We start from the raw sequence: 18927 nt of genomic DNA, 5'->3' as shown, positions 1-18927 counted from the left end.
ATGCTCGACAGAATCATTAAGTTTTCGTTACACAACCGTCTGTTTATCATCACATTATCGGCAATGTTGTTGGTCTATGGCGTGTACGTAAGTCTTCAACTTCCCATCGACGTTTTACCCGATTTGAATCGCCCTAGGGTGACTGTTTTTCTGGAATCCAATGGATTAGCACCCGAAGAAATAGAAACACAGGTGGTATTGCCCGTCGAAACAGCCCTCAACGGCGCTCCGGGCGTAGAAACTGTCCGAAGCACTTCTGCCATCGGATTGGGAATGGTGTTTGTGGAGTTTGACTGGAATGTTGAGATTTACAAAGCTCGTCAACTGGTGGCTGAAAAGCTCCAAACGGTGCAATTGCCCAACGGAATCACACCCATCATGGGGCCCATTAGCTCCGTCATGGGGCAGATTATGTACGTAGGCGTGAGCGCCGATACCACCAACCCCGCCGACCTTCGAACGTTGGCAGATTTCAGCATTCGGCGCAGGTTATTGAGTATCAAAGGCGTATCTCAAGTCATTCCGATTGGTGGCGAGCGGCGTCAGTATCAAGTACAAGTTTCTGGTCAAAGGCTCAAGCAGTACAAGGTAAGTTTGGACCAAGTTGAAAATGCGCTCTCAAAAGCTTCTCAAAACACGTCGGGAAACTTTTATTATGAATACGGAAGCGAGGTTTTGATTCGTAACATTGGCCGCGCCCAATCGTTGGAAGACTTGGCCAATACCGTAGTCACAAGTCAGGGCGGTGTGCCGATTCTACTATCTCAGGTGGCCGATGTCAAATTTGGCTCTGCCTTCAAACGAGGCGACGGCAGCATCAACGGAAAGCCCGCCGTGATATTGGCGGTAGAAAAACAACCCGGCGCGAATACCGTCGGTCTCACAAAACAGATTGAACAAGCCTGTAGCGAACTTCAACGGTCACTTCCGAAAGACATTACGATAAATCCGTCCATTTTTCAGCAAAGCAAATTCATTCAAGCATCCATTGACAATGTTTTAGAAGCGCTCCGCGATGGGTTTATTTTGGTCGTCATTGTGCTGTTTTTGTTCTTAATGAATCTCCGCACCACCGTCATTACCTTGACAGCCATCCCGTTATCATTGGTCATTACTGCTCTGATTTTCAAAGCGTTTGACTTATCTATCAACACTCTGACCTTGGGCGGATTGGCTATTGCCATTGGTGAATTGGTAGATGACGCCATCGTCGATGTCGAAAATGTGTTTAGGCGTCTGCGCGAAAATCAGCAACTCGATACGCCCAAATCTACCTTACGCGTGGTCTACGAAGCCAGTTCTGAAGTCCGAAATTCCATTGTCTATGCCACGGTCATTGTGGTGCTGGTTTTTATTCCGCTATTTTACATGGAAGGCATCGAAGGGCGGATTTTTGCCCCTTTGGGCATTGCTTACATTACGTCCATTACCGCTTCGCTGTTTGTTTCCCTCACGCTTACGCCCGTCTTGTGCAGTTATTTTTTAAAAATAAAAAGTGCCAGTAAGCACTCAAAAGGCTTTTGGAATCGAATTTCAACACTAGCCGCCTCAGAAACCGACACCCGTTTGGTAAAGTGGTTAAAAACAAAAGATACGCGGTTGCTTCATTGGTCGCTCAATCGGCCTAAGGCCATTATTGGCACCGCTATTGTGCTGATTTTAATTTCTTTAGGAACAATTCCTTTTTTTGGAACTGAGTTTTTGCCGCCATTTAATGAAGGGGCTTTTACCGTTAATTTGATTGCCCCCACAGGAACTTCGCTTGAGGAATCCAATAAGATAGGGACGCTGGCCGAAAAACTGATGCTGCAAATCCCCGAAGTGGAATACGCCAGCCGTCGAACAGGACGAGCCGAGTTGGACGAGCACGTTGAACCCGTGAGTCGGTCGGAAATTGATGTCACAATACGGCCTGATATTGAGCGGAGTCGTAGCGAAATCATTGCCGATATTCGCAAAAAGCTGAGCATTTTAAAGGGTGTTTCCGTGGGCGTGGGGCAACCGATTTCTCACCGCATTGAGCATTTGCTGTCGGGGGTTCAGGCGCAGGTTGTGTTGAAGATTTACGGAAACGATTTGGCCGAACTGCGCTCTACGGCTCAGAGGGTGCAGGCTGCCATGCAAGGGGTAGAGGGTGTCACTGACCTTGCCATCGAACGCCAAACGCTGGTGCCCCAATTGTTGATTCGGGTACGGCGCAATGACCTGCAACGTTTTGGATTACAGGCCGGAAAAGTCACCGAAGAATTGGAAGTATTTTATAACGGAAAGATAACGGGGCAAATCTACGAAGGGCAAAAATCATTTGACATCCTGATTCGTACCAACGAGCGCGAGCGCAGCAATTTAGAAGCCATCCGAAATACCCAAATCTCCACGTCCGAAGGTGAGCTTATTCCGCTGCATCAAATTGCGGATATTGAACAAACCATGACCGTCAATCAGGTGGTACACGAAAATACCCAACGTCGGATGGTGGTTTCGGCCAATGTGCAGGAGCGCGATTTGGGGAGTACGGTTGAAGAAATCAAGCAGAAAATGAGCAAAGTGCCGTTGCCTCAAGGCTATTTTATTGTGTATTCAGGCTTGATTGAGAGTCAGGAGTCGGCCTCGCAATTGATTATATTTTTAGCCATTTTTTCGATTTTGGCCATTTTTTTGGTGCTTTATTCGCATTTCAAATCCATCGCCATCGTATTACAAATCATGCTCAATATTCCGCTCGCGTTGATTGGCAGTGTGGTAGCGGTCATGCTTACGGGTGGTACTTTTTCGGTTGCTACGCTGGTTGGGTTTATCACACTCACGGGCATCGCGAGTCGAAATGGGATTATGATGATTTCCCACTACATTCACTTGGTAGAAAAAGAAGGTGAAACATTCGGCAAACCCATGATTATCCGAGGTTCTCTCGAACGGCTTGTCCCAGTATTAATGACGGCGCTGGTAGCCGCCTTGGCGCTCGTTCCGCTCACGCTCGACCCACAAGCGGCGGGCAAAGAAATACTTTACCCCGTTGCAACGGTTATTCTGGGCGGGCTGCTTTCGAGTACATTCTTGGATATTATTGTAACGCCCGTGGTATTCTATACGTTTGGTAAAAAAGCATTGGAAACTTATTTTAGAGAAATAACAAAAGATGATTTGACCTAACAATCACCCTAACTCGCAAACAAATGAATGAAATCCTCTTTGGCGCTTTGATTTTAAGCATTTTACACGCGCTGATTCCTAGCCACTGGCTGCCTTTTGTGACCATCGGCAAAACCGAACATTGGTCTGAAAGCCGCACGCTGGCCGTGACGGGTTTAGCGGGCTTGGCCCATACCGTCAGCACAAGCATTTTGGGGCTTATCATCGGATATGCGGGCTACGAATTGTCAGAAAGCTACCACGAGCTTGCCGAAAGCGTTATTCCTGCGGTTTTGTTGATGTTAGGCCTTTGGTATTTGATGCAACACATTCGCCATTCGCATACTCACGAGCACATTGACCCCGCTGCCATTAATGGAAAATCGTTCAAAACCCTGCTTTTATCGCTTTGTGTGGGCATGTTTTTATCGCCTTGCATGGAAATCAACGCCTACTTCCTGAGTGCGGGCGCGTTGGGATGGCAGGCTTTGGGTTTAGTTGCTTTGATTTACAACGTGGTTACGTTGGCAGGAATGATTCTGATGGTTTGGGTAGCGAGCCGTGGTTTACGATTAGTCAATGCGCACTGGTTTGAACACAACGAGAATCTTATTACAGGTCTCACACTCATTGGGTTAGCCATTTTAAATTTCTTTATTGAGTTCTAAAAAAAGGCATTTCTTATGAAAAATACCAATAGTGTACCTTTGGCGCAACAAGCTCCCGAAAAAGCCAATAAGCCTACCCACGAACATAATCACTCAAAAGCCCCTGAAGAAAGTCTCCTGCAAATCTATTGGCGATTGTGGTTGAGCTTGGCTATTTTGATAGGTTTTCTGCTGCTAACATTTGTCTTATCCTACGAACTGACTCAACCCGTAGAGATAGGCCTGATGGTGGCGGCCTACTTATTGGCGGGTTATCCTACCCTCGAACGCGCTTTTCGCGCAATAAAACGCGGCGATTTTTTCAACGAATTTACCTTAATGTCAATCGCGACACTCGGTGCTTTTTACATTGGCGAATACAGCGAAGGCGTGGCCGTAATGGTCTTTTATGAAATCGGCGAGTTGTTTCAAAGTCTGGCGGTAAATCGTTCCAAACGTTCTATCAAAGCCTTATTGGATATTCGTCCCGATTCAGTTACTGTTGTACGCAATGGAAATCATCAGATAATTCACCCTTCTGATGCGGCAATCGGGGAAATGATTATGGTAAAAGCGGGGGAAAAAATTGCGCTTGATGGTACACTACTTACTCAAAAAGCTACTTTCAATACCTCCGCCCTCACAGGAGAATCTCGCCCCGATACCAAACACGCTGGTGATGCCGTATTGGCGGGAATGATTAACTTAGAGACGGTCATTGAAATGCAGGTTTCGACCGCTTTCAAGGACTCTAAGCTTTCGCGCATTTTGTCTATGGTACAGGACGCTACCGCCCGAAAAGCCCCTACACAACTGTTTATCAGCCGTTTTGCCAAAGTTTATACACCCATTGTTTTCTTCTTGGCATTATCGGTGATTCTCTTTCCTTTCTTTTTTGTGGATACCTATCAATTCAAAGAATGGTTGTACCGAGGCATGGTTTTTCTGGTGATTGCATGCCCGTGCGCCTTAACGGTCTCCATTCCACTGGGCTATTTTGGGGGAATCGGACTGGCTTCTCGTCATGGAATTTTGGTGAAAGGCTCTAATTTTTTGGATGTAATGACCGAGTTAACCACCGTTGTTTCTGACAAAACGGGGACCCTCACCCAAGGGGTTTTCAAGGTTCAGGAAATAAAAACAAGCCTTGACGAACAGGAATTTATTCAAACGGTAGCCGCGCTGGAAAAGTCCTCAACACACCCCATTGCCAAAGCCATCGTGGAATATGCCCATGAAAAAACCCAAACACCCCACGTTGAAAAGGTAGAAGAGGTCGCGGGACAGGGTTTAAAAGGAATCGTTGCTGGCAAAACCGTTCTGTGCGGCAATCTTAAACTTCTGCAAAAATTCAACATTACCTATCCCACCGAGCTGGAACAAATCGTTGACACCATCGTCGCTGTCGGTATTGATAATCAATATGTTGGTTATCTTACCATTGCCGATGAAGTAAAAGACGATGCCGCCCAAACCGTAGCCGATTTAAAAAAACTAGGCATTGAGACCATTATGCTGTCGGGCGATAAAACGGCAGTGGTTCAAAAAATAGCCGATCAACTGCACATCTCAACCGCCTACGGCGATTTACTTCCCGAAGATAAAGTACAAAAAGTACAGGAGCTTAAAAACGCGGGCAAACGCATCGCGTTCGTTGGCGATGGGGTCAATGATGCGCCTGTCGTGGCCCTTGCCGATGCTGGCATCGCCATGGGCGGCTTAGGCTCGGATGCCACCATTGAAACCGCTGATATTGTGATTCAAAATGACCAGCCTTCGCGCATTGTGGTCGCCATTAAAATCGGCAAACTCACCAAACAAGTTGTTTGGCAAAACATTATCTTGGCAATGGGCGTAAAAATAGCCGTTATGGCACTAGGAGCTGGCGGTGTGGCCAACCTTTGGGAAGCCGTTTTTGCTGACGTAGGCGTAGCGTTATTGGCGATTTTGAATGCTTACAGAATTCAATCCAAAACCCTCTCCTAAAGGCATGACCACGTATTCAGACATCGACGATTTTTTTGCCAATCAAACCCCCGAAATCCGACAGGTACTCCAATACATTCGGCAGTTATTGCTGGTCTCCCACCCAAAAATGCGAGAAAAGTTTATGTACAGCAATACCATTTTTTTTATTTGCCTAGACTACGTCTGTTATTTTGGAAAAATCCACAAAACGAAAGGCGTTGAAATTGGCTTTGTAAAAGGGTTTTTGTTGTCAAACGAGCAGGGATTGTTGGAAGATAAAGGCCGCAAGCTAATTCGGGGAGTTACGGTACGCAACCTTCAGGAATTCAAGGCCATAGAAGATGCCTTTCTGGAAATTGTACAGGAAGCCATTCTGATTAATGAAACTCAGCCCGAGAAAACCTTCGCCAAAATCATTTTTGGAACGCGTAAAAAAAAGTAGAGACGCATGATTATGCGTCTCTACCCAATTAATTCCTTAAAACTCCATTTTCTTAATAACTCAAAATCGTAAACTCGGTACGGCGGTTTTTCTGGTGTTCTTCTTCGGTTTTGGCCTCCTTGATAATCAACCGCGACTCACCATAACCTTTGGCAATCAATCGTTCTTTTTCAATTCCTTTCGTCACGATATAATCCACCGCCGATTGTGCCCGATTTTGCGATAGTTTGTTGTTGTAGCTCTCCGAAGCACGCGCATCCGTATGCGAACTCAGCTCAATACTTACGGTAGGGTTATCTTTCAGGATTTGAACCAATTTATCAAGTTCAACGGCCGCATCTGAACGGATATTGAATTTATCCAAGTCGTAATAAATATTTTCGAGAACAAAGGTCTTGTTCACCGCCAAACGGTCCATTTTCAGCGCTACATAAAACGTGGTATCCATCGTCAGCTTCTTACGGAAAATTTGCGGAATGGATTTGCCCGCCATCGTAAATGGCTCGCGTTTAGTGATGTATCCCCGCTTTTCAATCAACAACGAATAATCCTTGCCTTCTTCCAGCGGAAACGTACCAAATACACCACCACCAGTTGAAATGCCTTGCCCTACCAAGCTATCGGCACTGATTTCAAATATTTTTACAATGGCCGAATCGAGCAACGCTGCTGGTGTTTCATTGGATGAAATAGTTCCTGCCAAATAGTAATTAACAATTTTAGGCGGCTCGGGCTTACCCACCGTCCGGCGACGAGGGTCATCCAGAGGCAGTTTTTCAAGCTCGGCAATTTGGGTAGAATCCAATCCTACGCTTTCGTCTTCAAAGGCATAAATATCGTCATCTCCTTTACCACCCACTCGGTTGGAGGAGAAGAAACCATATTTCATATCTTCATCAAGATAGACCAGCCCGAAATCGTCAAAGCGAGAATTGATGGGGGCACCGAGGTTTTCGATGGTAATTACCCCTTGTGAACGTGTTGCCACAAATAAATCCAGTTTGCCTAAGCCCGGGTGACCATCAGACGCGAAATACAGTTTCGCATCGGGGCCTACGTACGGAAACATCTCATCGCCAGGCGTATTGATATCTTTACCCATATTGACGGGCTTACTGAAACGCCCAGAGGCATCCATATTGGCTCGATAAATATCAATTCCTCCTACGCCACCAGGACGATTGGAACAGAAATACAAAGTCCGCCCGTCGCGCGAAAAGGCAGGGCTTCCGTCCCAAGCGGCTGAATCACTGACTGGAATCAGGCGCGGCTCGGTCCATTTATTACTCGCAAAGCGGCTCAGGTACAAATCTACATCGGCCGTTCCTTTCTTTTTACCCGTATTTCCGCGCGCAAACACAACGGTTTTTCCGTCTTTGGTAAACGTAACGTTGGCTTCATTGACCCCTTCCAAAAATAAGGCAGGACTGAATATTTCGGGTTCTCCACCTGTTTCGTCATAGTTTTCCGCCAATTTCACTTTATAAATCCCCGTCATTGGCATACCGTTGTTTTTGTACTGGGTCTCTTTGCGGGTAGCGGCAAAAATCAAGTCTTCATCTTTGACGAAAGGCGAAAATTCCGCGCCAGCAGTATTGAGTTTCTCCAAATTCTTGATTTGGTAAAAGGTCTTTTTCTGCTGAATAATGTCAATCGCTTTGAGCGTATACAACTCACGGTTTGCTTTTTCAGTTGCTACTTTATTGGTAGGGTTGCTCGCGATGTATTTTTCGAGTTGAGCGGCGGCTTCGGCGTATTTGCCAGCGGCTTTGAGTGCAAAGGCATAATTAAAAGGAGCTTCTGGATTGGTTATCCCATTTTCTAAGGCTTTTTGATAATACGGAACCGCCAACTCAAAACGATTCGACATGCGAAACGATTCAGCAATGAGATAATTGGCACGACCAAGTTCGTAACCAGCGGTAACTGCCGTCTGTAAATCCTTAATTGCCAGGCTGTATTCACCGTTGTCAAACTTGCGAACTCCCTGTTTAAAAATAGATTGTGTAGAATTACACGCGGTCAAAATGGCCATTAAACCCACAAAGGCCAAGCCGGATATGAATGTATGCTTTTGCATAATAAGTCAGGTGCGATGCGTAAGCGGCTAAGTTAGCAAAATGATTAATTTCTGCTAAACTTTAACGCGAAATAGTACTCAAATGTTGCATAAAAAAACCTGACGGAGTCGAAATTCCGTCAGGTTTTTAAAAGATATTTCCGTCAGTATTTTTAAGTTATAAAATCCAGCGGAAAAATACGTAGAGTGTAAACGACAGAAAAATAGAAACGGGTAACGTCAAAACCCACGCAAGCAAAATATTTCGAACTGTTTTGGCTTGCAGGTTTTTGATTCCTTTGCTGGCCACCATCGTGCCCGCAATCCCCGACGAGAGCATGTGCGTAGTGCTCACGGGAAGTCCCAATCCAGATGCCAAGCCTATCGTACTGGCCGCTACTAGCTCCGCCGATGCGCCCTGCGCGTAGGTAAGGTGCGACTTACCGATTTTTTCGCCCACGGTCACTACAATACGTTTCCAACCTACCATCGTACCCAAACCCAACGAAAGTGAAATCATCAAAACAACCCAGAAAGGTGCATAATCGGTATACCGCCGTAGTCCTTTTTTATCATCGGTATTTTCTTTGATAGACGCTTTATCCTGCTCACTAAGGTTGGCCGAAGCACTTTCAGTCAGTTTTTTCAAATTGCTGTTAATCACCAATATATCACGGCGCGCATTCAGGCGCTCATCCTGCCGTATTTTCCCTTCTGTGGTGTGCACCACTAAGGTATTCAGGTCATTGCTGCTACTTCTGATTTTTGAGAGTTGTTTTTTCTCTTCGATTCCTAGCAATGTGGTATCAATCTTCGCCAATGTTTGTTCGATAGTCACCAAATTTTGCTTCAGTGACTTAGGGTCCACTTCATTGTTAAGTGCAAAATACGTGGGTACAATACCAATCAAAATCAGCATAACTAGCCCCACTCCCTTCTGACCGTCGTTGTTACCATGGAAAAAACTTACCCCTGTACATGTTACAATCAGCACAATTCGAATCCACAAAGGCGGCTTTTGGTTTTTCTTAGGTTCACTAAATACTTGTTCGCGGGCTTCTTTACTCAAGGCACGCCGCAATACAAACATGAGAATAACGGCCAAACTAAATCCAACCAACGGCGACAATAGCAACGACCCAAAGATTTCGGTGGCCTTGCCCCAGTTTACGCCCGCACCGTCGGTGGCTTCGGGCATCACCGAAAACGCCAAACCGACTCCCAAGATAGAGCCAATCAACGTATGCGAGCTCGAAGAGGGCAATCCAAAATACCAAGTTCCAAAATTCCAGATGATGGCGCTCAATAGCAACGCAAGCACCATAGCGATGCTGTGATATACATTTTGGTCAATGAGCAACTCAACGGGTAAAAGGTTCACAATTCCCATTGCCACGGCAATCCCTCCCAAAATAACGCCCAAAAAATTGCAAAAACCCGACCAGATAACGGCGGTGGTAGGTTTGAGGGAATTGGTGTAAATAACGGTAGCAACGGCGTTGGCGGTATCGTGAAAACCATTGACAAATTCAAAAGCACAGGCGCATAAAATGCAAATACAGAGAAGAATAAAAATGTCTGTTTCTAAGCCAAACATGGGGAGTTCGTAGTTTATCGTTTATAGTTCACTTTTCACCTTCTTTTTGATAATTAAAGGCTTACACCTATGTAAACTATCTACTTATGTGTTTATTAAGTTAGGTTTTGAGGGCAAAGGTAAAGTAAACTTTTGAGGCGTATGTTAAGAAATTGTTAACACCATCTTTCAAAAATAAAGGTTATCTTAGTTTAAGTGCGGCGAGTCTGGTCGGTCGGCCCGTCTTAGCTTCTTGCGCCAATCCAATTGATATTTCAATTTGATTTCCCCTTTTTCGTCCAAAGCCCTTATGACCAAATTATTTCCATTTAAGTTATGCATTATGGTATCATCGTTGCTCCGTTTCAGGTTACTTAGCGGTACCTGCACCAACAAGTCCGTTTTATCTCTGAAACTGTAGGTACCTCCCACAAAAAAGGTCAGCACGCTAGATTCGACTTTCATTTGCTCCATATTTATCTCTTGTCCCTGAAGAATAAACTGGTTTTTGATGTTCTCAAACCGCACGTTTTCAAAATCTCTTTTTCTAAAAAATATCCTTTGAATCCGTTGAATAGGCTCAAAATGATTCAGTTCACCATTGGAAAGCTCAAATGAAAGGCGCCCTTTCATGCTCGCAGGTACAAACTTAAATGAGGTCGTCAGTTGACTGCTGTAAGTGAAATCCGTGCTGATTTTTCCGCTGAGATTACGGTCCGAAATGGTGGTCTGGCCAAAATTTTCAAATGCATAAAAAACCTTTTGAACATCTGCATGATTTACATTTCCCCGGGCATATAGACGGTGCACTGGACGATCAAAATCCTCAATCCCTCCAGTGACTTGAAAATCACCGCCAAAGGCGTTCATTTTTACATTTTCACATTTTACTGATTTCTCACTGAAGTAGATACGCCCTTTTACATTTGTCGCTTCAAACTTACGATAATGCACTTTTTTAGCCATCACCACCGCCTTCAACTCAAGCTGTGACGCGATTTTGGCAATCAATTTGGTAAAAAGTTTATTGTTTTTTCTGGAAAGTGTTTTGTTATAATCTCGAATCCAATCCAAGCCCAAATCTGGCGTAAACAGAGCTATGTATCCATTGACTTTATCGGACGAATTGAACGCATAAGGCAACAGCCCCGTCACTTTGCCACTTATCCGAATTTTGTTTCGGCGGTGGTTAAAATGTAGGTAGGACAAATCGACCGTTTTTTCATTGAATCGGATAGTGCTGTACATACGGGTAAAATTCATTCGTTGAGGAAAATACGTAAAAGCGGCATTTTCGAGTTTGGCGTTCCCGTCCAACTTCCCATTCAATTCATTGGTTTTTTCGTTAAAGATAGGATTCATTTTGCCCGTATAACAATAACTGATAAGTGCTTTTCCTGCATTTAATCTAAAGTAATGCTCGTCAAACAATGAATTTAATTGGGGCAAATCTGCTTTAAAATTGCCCTCCATGGACAGAAAGGGTGCCTCAAAATCAGTGACCGTAAAAAAGGTGTTCAACGGGATATTTCCATACAATTGACCCGTTATATGCTTGGCAATCAGGCGGGAGTTTTGATCACTTGCCGGCAGCGCAGGATTGGCCTGATTGGTAAAATGGGCCGTTGCCAATACATTTAGTATAGCGCCAATGGGGCTTTCATAATTAAACCTTTTGGTCTGAAAATCAATTGACACCGTTGGGTTTTCCCGTTGAAACAACGGTGCATCCAACCGAACTGTAGCAGTTACGACTGGCAAAATATTAAACCGACTAATTGTATCGGCTAACCGTTTGGGGATAATCGCCAATGCCCGCGTCGCGTGAATTGTATCAGTCTTAATTTCAAGGCGAGCGTGGCCTTGAGGTGCAAAATCAAAGCTGCCTTTCAATTCAAATGTATCGTCATAGACTTTGACTTTGGAAGGAAAAATGCGCAAAAAGGACGTTTGAGAGCTAAACGTCATGTTCATATCCAATTCGGTGGGTTTATGGCTCAGAAACGCACCCCGCTTTTTATTGAACGCCATTTCATCAAAATAGACATTCCCTTTCAACTCCAACTCCCAAAGCGTATCCCTTCGGTTGACGTAATTGGTCAACTCTCCGGCTTTTAAGGCAATGTGTTGGTCTTTGCGGATGTTTTCCAAAGAGAAAGACACATTTTTGAGGCACACATCCTTTAAATTTCCAATTACTTTATTGAGGGATGCAGAGTCTCTCTTTTGGCCTACTGACAAGCTATCTCGTGGACGAAAAACGCTGAGATTACTGTACCCTTCTTTATCGACAAGGATATTGATTTTACCTTCTTTCAAACAAACTGATTTAATCTGAAATTCTTTTTTAAACAGGCTTTTCATATCTACCTGAATCGTAAGTTGCTGAATAAAAAGAAATTCTGCACGATGCCTTGCATAAGCCGTATCTTGCAAATGAACATCAAAAAGCGAGAAAGAGAAGCCAATTCCGTTAGCAAAAGGCGTAAAACCAAAATCACGGGCCGTCAACCGACCATTAATCTCTTGATTTGCTTTTTTTAGAATGTACTGAAAAGCGTCGTCGCGGTATTGATAGGCCCAAGTCAACATACCTCCCATCACAACCGCTAACACGCCGAATAAGGAAAGGATGATTTGAGTTGTTTTGGAAAAAGACATACTTGAAACCGAAAAATAACAAACTGTCAAACGTAAATAAAAAGATATTGATAACGAGCACTTTGCAAACTAAAAATGGTCACTTTGCGCCAAAGTCATTTTTATATAAAAGTAATACTACAATATACATTACTTTTATCATATAAAAATATCATACCAACACGATGCAATATAGAAGATTTGGAAGAACTGATTGGCAGGTAAGCGAAATCGGCTACGGAATGTGGGGGCTAGCAGGATGGACTGGCTCCGAAGAAAATGAATACAATGCGGCATTGAATCGCTCCGTCGAGCTAGGCTGTAATTTCTTTGACACCGCCTGGGGATACGGTGCCGGGCAAAGCGAACGAACCCTCGGCGAACTAGTAAAACGTCATCCAGACCAACGTCTGTACGTGGCCACCAAAATCCCGCCCAAGAACTTTAAATGGCCATCCAAAGCAGAGTATCCGTTGGAAGAATGCTTTCCAGCCTCACATATTATTGAGTACACCGAAAAAAGCCTTCGGAATCTCGGCGTTGAAACAATTGATTTACAGCAGTTTCACGTATGGGAAGACCATTGGGCACAGCATGAAGAATGGCAAAAAGCGATTGAGCAACTCACCCGCGACGGAAAAGTACTTCACTGGGGCATCAGCGTAAATCGCTGGGAACCCGATAATGTACTGAACACCCTCAAAACAGGGCTTATTTCGTCGGTGCAAGTCATTTATAATATTTTTGACCAAGCCCCCGAAGACAATCTGTTTCCGTTATGCCGCGAGTTGGACGTGGCTGTGATTGCCCGTGTGCCATTTGATGAAGGTACGCTCACTGGAACGATGACCAAAGAAACCACATTCCCCTCAAACGATTGGCGAGCTACGTATTTTGTGCCCGAAAACCTCAACTCCAGCGTCGAACACGCCGATGCGCTACGGCCACTGATTCCGTCGGGTATGACCATGCCAGAAATGGCGCTGCGGTTTATTTTAAGTAATCCCGATGTGGCAACCACCATTCCAGGAATGCGCAAACTTCGTAACGTAGAAGCCAATATGGCCTCTTCTGACGGCACGGGATTAGAGGCAGAATTGCTCGAAATACTCAAAGGCCACCGCTGGGACCGCGAGCCAACCAGCTGGAGTCAATAGGAGCAAAATAAAATGCTGAAGGCAGAAACAATGCCTTCAGCATTTTATTTTCAAAACCGCGCTTCTTCCCGACTCGAATCCAAGTCTTTCAGATAACGCTTATATACCGCCACTTTCTTTTGAATCCTTTCTTCTTTGGCATCCAGCTCCTCGATTCGTTTAATGACGGCTTCATAAAATTCCGTCAAATGATCCCGAAGACTATTTCGGTGTTCGCACCTAGCAAAAGAACCCGCATACTTTGTTGACGAATCTGGAGTTATGGTATGGAGGTACTGCAATTCCAAATCATCTACTTGATGCGCTATGACCAAAAGTCTGTCAGAGGTAGGCATAAAGGGCACCAAATTGGTGATGGTCTTGATAATGTGCCTCACAACGATGTAATCCTCTCTTCCCCAAAAATAAATTTGATCGAAGGCCAAATCCACGAGTTGTTCGAAGCTAAATTCCCGAATAAAAATATTTTTCTCGGCCAACAGTTTTGCCTCTTTCGAGACCGTTTCGCTCAACGCCGCTTTTTCGATGATTGTTCCTAGATAATCAAGGCAGTTTAGGGCAGTAGTTGGGTCATTGACGGCTGGCGAGATGGCTTTAATGGCTATATCGACCAATTGCCTGATTCCGAAGGGAATATCCTGTTTATAACTGCGAAATTTATCCACCACAAAACAAGCTGACATTTCTTTTTCTAAGGCCTTAAAAAGGGATTTTTTCTCAGAAGGGCACTTTATTTCGGCTAAAATTCCCCCTTGAATAACAAAACTGCCAATGTGCGGACGCACGTCCATTCTAAAATGACGGTCATCGGGAAAAATTTGGGCTAACTTTTGATACCGCAAAGAATCCAAGTACCCGCTGATGGGTGACCTAATCCGAATCACCGTTTCTGTTTCAGGCAGGGGGGGCAGGGCATCGTACAATTCGTCGATTTCCCGAACGGTTCGAAGGGCAATGTTATGCGTAATACTGGACGCGTTGATGTTGCCAATAATGTGATGAATGAATAACGGAAACACCATTATAATCAGGTAAAAGCTACCAACAATCCCGAATTTGGGATAAATCAGGGCCGCATCTGACCACCCAAAATATTGTAAACCCATCAGGTACGCTACACACGCCAGAAATGACCACAGAAAAAAGCGGCTAAATTGATCATATTCAAAAAAAGACCGTATGATACGCGGTGAAAACTGAACCGAAGCCAATTGCAGTGCCACAAATACAAACGAAAAAGTAGTTACTACAATCGTGGTTAAAATGCCTGCCAGAGCCGTCAAAAACCCATCCAAAAGCACTCCTGCCTCCCCCGGTCGCCAAGCGTGGAGGCCAAGCGTCAACAGAGCGGTAATCAAATAAGAAGTCAAAACCAACCACAGCCAATTTGACTTGATTCGTTCATGAAATTGATAAATGCGGCGAAAAAACATACGATTAAGAAAAAAACAACTCCAATGTTGAAGCGTACGACAAAATGAAATCGGGTCAAAATTAGGCGATTATCAGCATTTTCCTAATTCACTTTTTACCTTTCCAACTTATCAGAAATACACCCACAAGCACCAGCAATGTTCCGAAAATCTGAAGTGCAGTAATTTGTTCGTCTAAAATAGTGGTAGCCAGAAAAATCGTAAAAATGGGACCAATACTGGCAATAATAGACGCATTTCCTGCTCCTACCCGCTTGATTCCCTCCGCCAACGCAAACGTAGGCAGTACCGTAACCACAATGGCCATCGTGATTCCAATCCAATATACCTGCGGCGGATAATGCCAAATTTCGAGACCGTTGACGGCATAACAATGTAAAACGGTAGGAATGGTGGCGGCAAGCATGGCGTAGCTCGTAAATTTCTGCGAGCCTACTTTGGGAATGATTTTATCACCTCCTACCAAATAAAACGCATAAACCAACCCGCTCAATGTAACCCAAAAAGCACCTAAAATGAGGTTTTTTTGCTGCCCCGGCTCAATGTTTTGCAGAAATGCCACCAAAATCCCAAAGTAGGTTAAGCCCAAGGCCGCCATTTGCAGTTTGGTTACACGTTTTCTTCTAAAAATGGCGTTAATAACCAATACAAACGTAGGATACGTAAACAAGAGGATTCGTTCTAGTCCCGCACTGATGTAATTAAACGCCAAAAAATTAAAATAACTTGAAAAATAATACCCCGTAATTCCCAAACCTGCTACCCATAACCAATCTTTTATGGTAAACCGAACATTGGTTTCTTGTGCAGTAAGGCGAAAGGCAAAAAATGCATAAATAGGGAACGAAAGCCCCATCCTGAGTGTCAAAAGTGAAATAGTATCTATCTCATAACGATACGCCAATTTGATAAATATTCCTTTGAGTGCAAAGCAAAAAGCCGCTACAAAAACCATTGCGGCCCCCAACCAATAGTACGTTTTAGACATATTGACTAAACTGAAAAACCTTTACCTTTGGTTCTTGCTTATCAAAAAAATCAGGCATTAATACTCATTCCAAAATCACTTCAACTCATCAACTCTAATGCAATCCGTCTACATTGTTTCGGCCGTAAGAACACCCATTGGTAGCTTCGGTGGCACATTTTCTAGTCTCTCAGCTACGAATTTAGGCGCGGCAGCCATTCGTGGCGCTCTATCATCTCTGCCCCTCGACCCACAACTGATAGAGGCCGTGTACATGGGCAACGTGGTATCCGCCAACCTTGGGCAGGCTCCCGCGCGTCAGGCGGCGATTTTGGGAGGCCTCAGCAAATACGCTACCTGCACAACCGTCAACAAAGTATGCGCATCTGGCATGAAATCTGTGATGATGGCCGCACAAGATATTTTACTGGGTCAAGCTGATGTGGTGGTAGCTGGTGGTATGGAAAGCATGTCAAATGCTCCTTTTTATCTCGACAAGGCCCGTTTTCGCGGCTATGGCTACGGCAACGGCACCTTTATCGACGGTCTCGCCAAGGATGGTTTGGTAGACGCTTACGGCGGGATGGCCATGGGCGTATGCGCCGATGCTACTGCCGTCAAATACGGTTTCTCGCGACAGGAGCAAGATGCCTTTAGCATCGCCTCCTATCAACGCAGCGCCGAAGCATGGCAGGCAGGCTACTTTGATAAAGAAGTGATTTCGGTTGAAGTACCTCAGCGCAAAGGCGATGCCATTGTAGTGACGCAAGATGAAGAATACAAAAACGTTAAATTCGATAAAATTCCGACGCTACGGCCCGCCTTCAACAAAGACGGCACCGTAACGGCAGCAAACTCTTCCACCATCAACGACGGTGCCGCGGCACTGGTCTTGATGAGCGAACGAAAAGTAAACGAATTGGGCATTACTCCTTTGGCCCGCATTGTTTCCTTTGCCGATGCCGAGCATGAGCCAGAATGGTTTACAACCGCTCCCACGGTAGCGGCTCCCAAAGCCCTCAAAAGAGCGGGCCTCACTAACGATCAAATTGATTATTTTGAAGTAAATGAGGCGTTTGCCGTAGTGACGATGGCATTTATGAAAGAAATGGGCATTGCGCATGAAAAAACCAACGTGTTTGGTGGCGCCGTATCGCTAGGCCATCCATTAGGGTGCTCGGGGGCGCGTATTGTGGTCACCCTCCAAAATGTATTGAACCAAAAAGGCGGCAAATACGGTCTTGCCGCTATTTGCAACGGCGGTGGTGGCGCATCGGCGATTATCATTGAAAAGGTTTAACCAGCGTTCTACCTATTTAATGAGTCACTTATGAGAAAAATCCATAGGTGACTTTTTGGTAGTAAATTTGACTATGTGCCAAATGTCACTTATCTTTGTGTCAAATAGCACACTACCATGATAGCGCCATCAAGAAAATCAACCTTCATGCTGCTGACCTTCGATGATCCTTTTTTGCTCATCGAAAAAACCCGCGAAGGTCTCACCAAAGACGACGCCGATGCGTTGGCAGAAGTTTATGGCCTGACCGACCGTGAAATGGCACGAATCCTTAACCTTTCAGAACGTACCTATCACCGATATAAAGAGGAAGCACGCCTTGATGTAAGTGCCTCTGACCGACTTTTGCAGTTAAAGAAATTACTTCAATACGGAGAAGAAGTGTTTGAAGAACGGGAAAAGTTTAAGCGTTGGATGCGACGACCCCTGCGCACTATGTATGGTGAAGCCCCACTTGCCCTACTCAATACAATAACTGGTATGCAAATCGTTGAAACTGCCTTAGGACGCATTGAACACAGCGTGTATATCTAACAATGATTCAAGTGTTTCGTCTTCAGAAAGCGAGGTTTTCTTCCATCGAAAACATTTTATCGGGATATGGCGCAGAACTGTTTGGGGGTCGTTGGAACACCATTGGCAATGCCGTTGTTTACACTTCTGCTTCTCCAGAATTAGCTCTTTTAGAAACGTTAGTGCATATTGAAGAAATCTACCTTGATGACTTACCTAAGCACGTTTTGGCAACAATCGAAATCCCGTCAGACTCTATTTTTCAGGTGAATACTGAACTATTACCTGAAAACTGGGCCGATGTTCATATATCAGCCGCTACTCAACAATTTACGGAGAATTGGTTTGCCCAACAAACGCATTTAACGATTGCATTACCTTCTGTTATTGTACCAATGTCCTTCAACTACCTTATCAATCCAAATCATCCCCGCATGAAAGAAGCAAAAGTTGTAGAAATTATCCCTTTCTCCTTCGATAGCCGTCTTTTCAAATGAAATACCATTATTTCCTCATTTACAAGCCCTTCGGCATGATGTCGCAGTTTTCACGCGAGGGCGACAAGGCTACGTTGGCAGATTTATCTTTTGATTTTGCCAAAGATGTGTACCCTGTTGGCCGGTTAGATGCCGATAGTGAAGGACTGCTTTTTTTAACCAACGACACTTTTCTCAACAATCGTCTGCTAAATCCAAAATTCAAACATCAGCGGACTTACTTTGTGCAGGTTGACGGACAAATTACAGACACCGCTCTTAAAGAACTTCAAAAAGGCGTAAAAATTTCGATAGATGGTAAGCCCCACCAAACGCTTCCCGCAAAGGTAGAATTATTGGTCAATGAACCACCTTTACCACCGCGCACCCCTCCGATTAGAGTCCGCCAAAACATTCCGACAAGTTGGATAGCCCTTACGCTTCATGAAGGAAAAAACCGCCAAGTGAGGCGAATGACCGCAGCCGTGGGATTTCCCACGCTACGCTTGGTCCGTTGGGCCATTGAAGATATTAAACTAGGCACAATGCAACCCGCTGAAGTAGTTGAAGTAGAGAAGGAATGGCTGTTTAAAAAGCTAAAAATCAACAGATAACAA

At 44.7% G+C, this 18927-nt stretch carries 14 protein-coding genes; 9 read left to right on the top strand and 5 right to left on the bottom strand.

Translation table 11 applies throughout. The features are described 5' to 3' along the window. The 4 genes from NCI00_RS27100 to NCI00_RS27085 are packed head-to-tail and all read left to right on the top strand — an operon-like array spanning position 1 to position 6189. On the top strand, positions 1-3153 hold the full coding sequence (locus NCI00_RS27100; RefSeq protein ID WP_253532826.1) for an efflux RND transporter permease subunit: 3153 nt from the start codon (positions 1-3) through the stop codon (positions 3151-3153). Between the two features lie 23 nt (positions 3154-3176). After that, on the top strand, positions 3177-3800 hold the full coding sequence (locus NCI00_RS27095) for a hypothetical protein (RefSeq protein ID WP_253532825.1): 624 nt from the start codon (positions 3177-3179) through the stop codon (positions 3798-3800). Positions 3801-3815: 15 nt separating this feature from the next. Beyond that, positions 3816-5765: a heavy metal translocating P-type ATPase gene (locus NCI00_RS27090; RefSeq protein ID WP_253532824.1), complete on the top strand. Its 1950-nt coding sequence runs from the start codon at positions 3816-3818 to the stop codon at positions 5763-5765. Between the two features lie 4 nt (positions 5766-5769). Then, positions 5770-6189 carry a DUF1801 domain-containing protein gene (locus tag NCI00_RS27085; RefSeq protein WP_253532823.1) on the top strand — a complete coding sequence of 140 codons (420 nt, stop codon included), beginning with the start codon at positions 5770-5772 and terminating at the stop codon, positions 6187-6189. Positions 6190-6241: 52 nt separating this feature from the next. Here the strand turns inward: NCI00_RS27085 and NCI00_RS27080 are convergent, their stop codons facing one another. From NCI00_RS27080 to NCI00_RS27070, 3 genes are all read right to left on the bottom strand, one after another. Then, positions 6242-8269, bottom strand: coding sequence for a CHU_0125 family OmpA-like outer membrane integrity protein (locus NCI00_RS27080; RefSeq protein WP_253532822.1), 2028 nt, complete (start codon positions 8267-8269; stop codon positions 6242-6244). A gap of 157 nt (positions 8270-8426) precedes the next feature. Further along, entirely contained in the window at positions 8427-9845 is a 1419-nt protein-coding gene (locus NCI00_RS27075; protein ID WP_253532821.1) for an inorganic phosphate transporter, read from the bottom strand. A gap of 186 nt (positions 9846-10031) precedes the next feature. Further along, positions 10032-12485, bottom strand: coding sequence for an AsmA-like C-terminal region-containing protein (locus NCI00_RS27070; RefSeq protein WP_253532820.1), 2454 nt, complete (start codon positions 12483-12485; stop codon positions 10032-10034). Between the two features lie 164 nt (positions 12486-12649). Between NCI00_RS27070 and NCI00_RS27065 the strand changes: the two genes are divergently transcribed. Continuing rightward, positions 12650-13621, top strand: coding sequence for an aldo/keto reductase (locus NCI00_RS27065; RefSeq protein WP_253532819.1), 972 nt, complete (start codon positions 12650-12652; stop codon positions 13619-13621). A 50-nt stretch (positions 13622-13671) separates the two neighbouring features. Here the strand turns inward: NCI00_RS27065 and NCI00_RS27060 are convergent, their stop codons facing one another. Together NCI00_RS27060 and NCI00_RS27055 are read right to left on the bottom strand one after the other, a co-directional pair. Next, positions 13672-15054, bottom strand: a complete 1383-nt coding sequence (locus NCI00_RS27060) for a DUF2254 family protein (protein ID WP_253532818.1) — start codon at positions 15052-15054, stop codon at positions 13672-13674. An 88-nt stretch (positions 15055-15142) separates the two neighbouring features. After that, a complete protein-coding gene (locus NCI00_RS27055) occupies positions 15143-16042 on the bottom strand; it encodes a DMT family transporter (protein WP_253532816.1) in 900 nt (299 codons plus the stop codon). 97 nt (positions 16043-16139) lie between these two features. Between NCI00_RS27055 and NCI00_RS27050 the strand changes: the two genes are divergently transcribed. The 4 genes from NCI00_RS27050 to NCI00_RS27035 all read left to right on the top strand — a co-directional run bounded on the left by NCI00_RS27050 (position 16140) and on the right by NCI00_RS27035 (position 18924). Beyond that, on the top strand, positions 16140-17321 hold the full coding sequence (locus NCI00_RS27050; protein ID WP_253532814.1) for a thiolase family protein: 1182 nt from the start codon (positions 16140-16142) through the stop codon (positions 17319-17321). A 117-nt stretch (positions 17322-17438) separates the two neighbouring features. Continuing rightward, positions 17439-17855 carry an Xre family toxin-antitoxin system antitoxin gene (locus NCI00_RS27045; RefSeq protein WP_253532812.1) on the top strand — a complete coding sequence of 139 codons (417 nt, stop codon included), beginning with the start codon at positions 17439-17441 and terminating at the stop codon, positions 17853-17855. A 2-nt stretch (positions 17856-17857) separates the two neighbouring features. Next, entirely contained in the window at positions 17858-18331 is a 474-nt protein-coding gene (locus tag NCI00_RS27040; protein WP_253532810.1) for an RES family NAD+ phosphorylase, read from the top strand. After that, positions 18328-18924, top strand: a complete 597-nt coding sequence (locus NCI00_RS27035; protein WP_253532808.1) for a pseudouridine synthase — start codon at positions 18328-18330, stop codon at positions 18922-18924. The genes NCI00_RS27040 and NCI00_RS27035 overlap by 4 nt, the downstream gene beginning before the upstream one ends. The last annotated feature ends 3 nt before the right edge of the window (positions 18925-18927 follow it).

Origin of the sequence: Runella salmonicolor, from assembly GCF_024158025.1 — a bacterium.
Classification (GTDB): domain Bacteria; phylum Bacteroidota; class Bacteroidia; order Cytophagales; family Spirosomataceae; genus Runella; species Runella salmonicolor.
The sequence above is the reverse complement of the archived record's forward strand: the minus strand, read 5'-3'. Positions and strand labels throughout refer to the sequence as shown.

Excerpts from the sequence above, each read along its gene's own strand:
- NCI00_RS27090 (WP_253532824.1), top strand. The coding sequence starts at position 3,816 with ATGAAAAATACCAATAGTGTACCTTTGGCGCAACAAGCTCCCGAAAAA.
- NCI00_RS27080 (WP_253532822.1), bottom strand. The coding sequence starts at position 8,269 with ATGCAAAAGCATACATTCATATCCGGCTTGGCCTTTGTGGGTTTAATG.
- NCI00_RS27085 (WP_253532823.1), top strand. The coding sequence starts at position 5,770 with ATGACCACGTATTCAGACATCGACGATTTTTTTGCCAATCAAACCCCC.
- NCI00_RS27095 (WP_253532825.1), top strand. The coding sequence starts at position 3,177 with ATGAATGAAATCCTCTTTGGCGCTTTGATTTTAAGCATTTTACACGCG.
- NCI00_RS27060 (WP_253532818.1), bottom strand. The coding sequence starts at position 15,054 with ATGTTTTTTCGCCGCATTTATCAATTTCATGAACGAATCAAGTCAAAT.
- NCI00_RS27100 (WP_253532826.1), top strand. The coding sequence starts at position 1 with ATGCTCGACAGAATCATTAAGTTTTCGTTACACAACCGTCTGTTTATC.
- NCI00_RS27055 (WP_253532816.1), bottom strand. The coding sequence starts at position 16,042 with ATGTCTAAAACGTACTATTGGTTGGGGGCCGCAATGGTTTTTGTAGCG.
- NCI00_RS27045 (WP_253532812.1), top strand. The coding sequence starts at position 17,439 with ATGATAGCGCCATCAAGAAAATCAACCTTCATGCTGCTGACCTTCGAT.
- NCI00_RS27065 (WP_253532819.1), top strand. The coding sequence starts at position 12,650 with ATGCAATATAGAAGATTTGGAAGAACTGATTGGCAGGTAAGCGAAATC.
- NCI00_RS27050 (WP_253532814.1), top strand. The coding sequence starts at position 16,140 with ATGCAATCCGTCTACATTGTTTCGGCCGTAAGAACACCCATTGGTAGC.
- NCI00_RS27040 (WP_253532810.1), top strand. The coding sequence starts at position 17,858 with ATGATTCAAGTGTTTCGTCTTCAGAAAGCGAGGTTTTCTTCCATCGAA.
- NCI00_RS27070 (WP_253532820.1), bottom strand. The coding sequence starts at position 12,485 with ATGTCTTTTTCCAAAACAACTCAAATCATCCTTTCCTTATTCGGCGTG.
- NCI00_RS27035 (WP_253532808.1), top strand. The coding sequence starts at position 18,328 with ATGAAATACCATTATTTCCTCATTTACAAGCCCTTCGGCATGATGTCG.
- NCI00_RS27075 (WP_253532821.1), bottom strand. The coding sequence starts at position 9,845 with ATGTTTGGCTTAGAAACAGACATTTTTATTCTTCTCTGTATTTGCATT.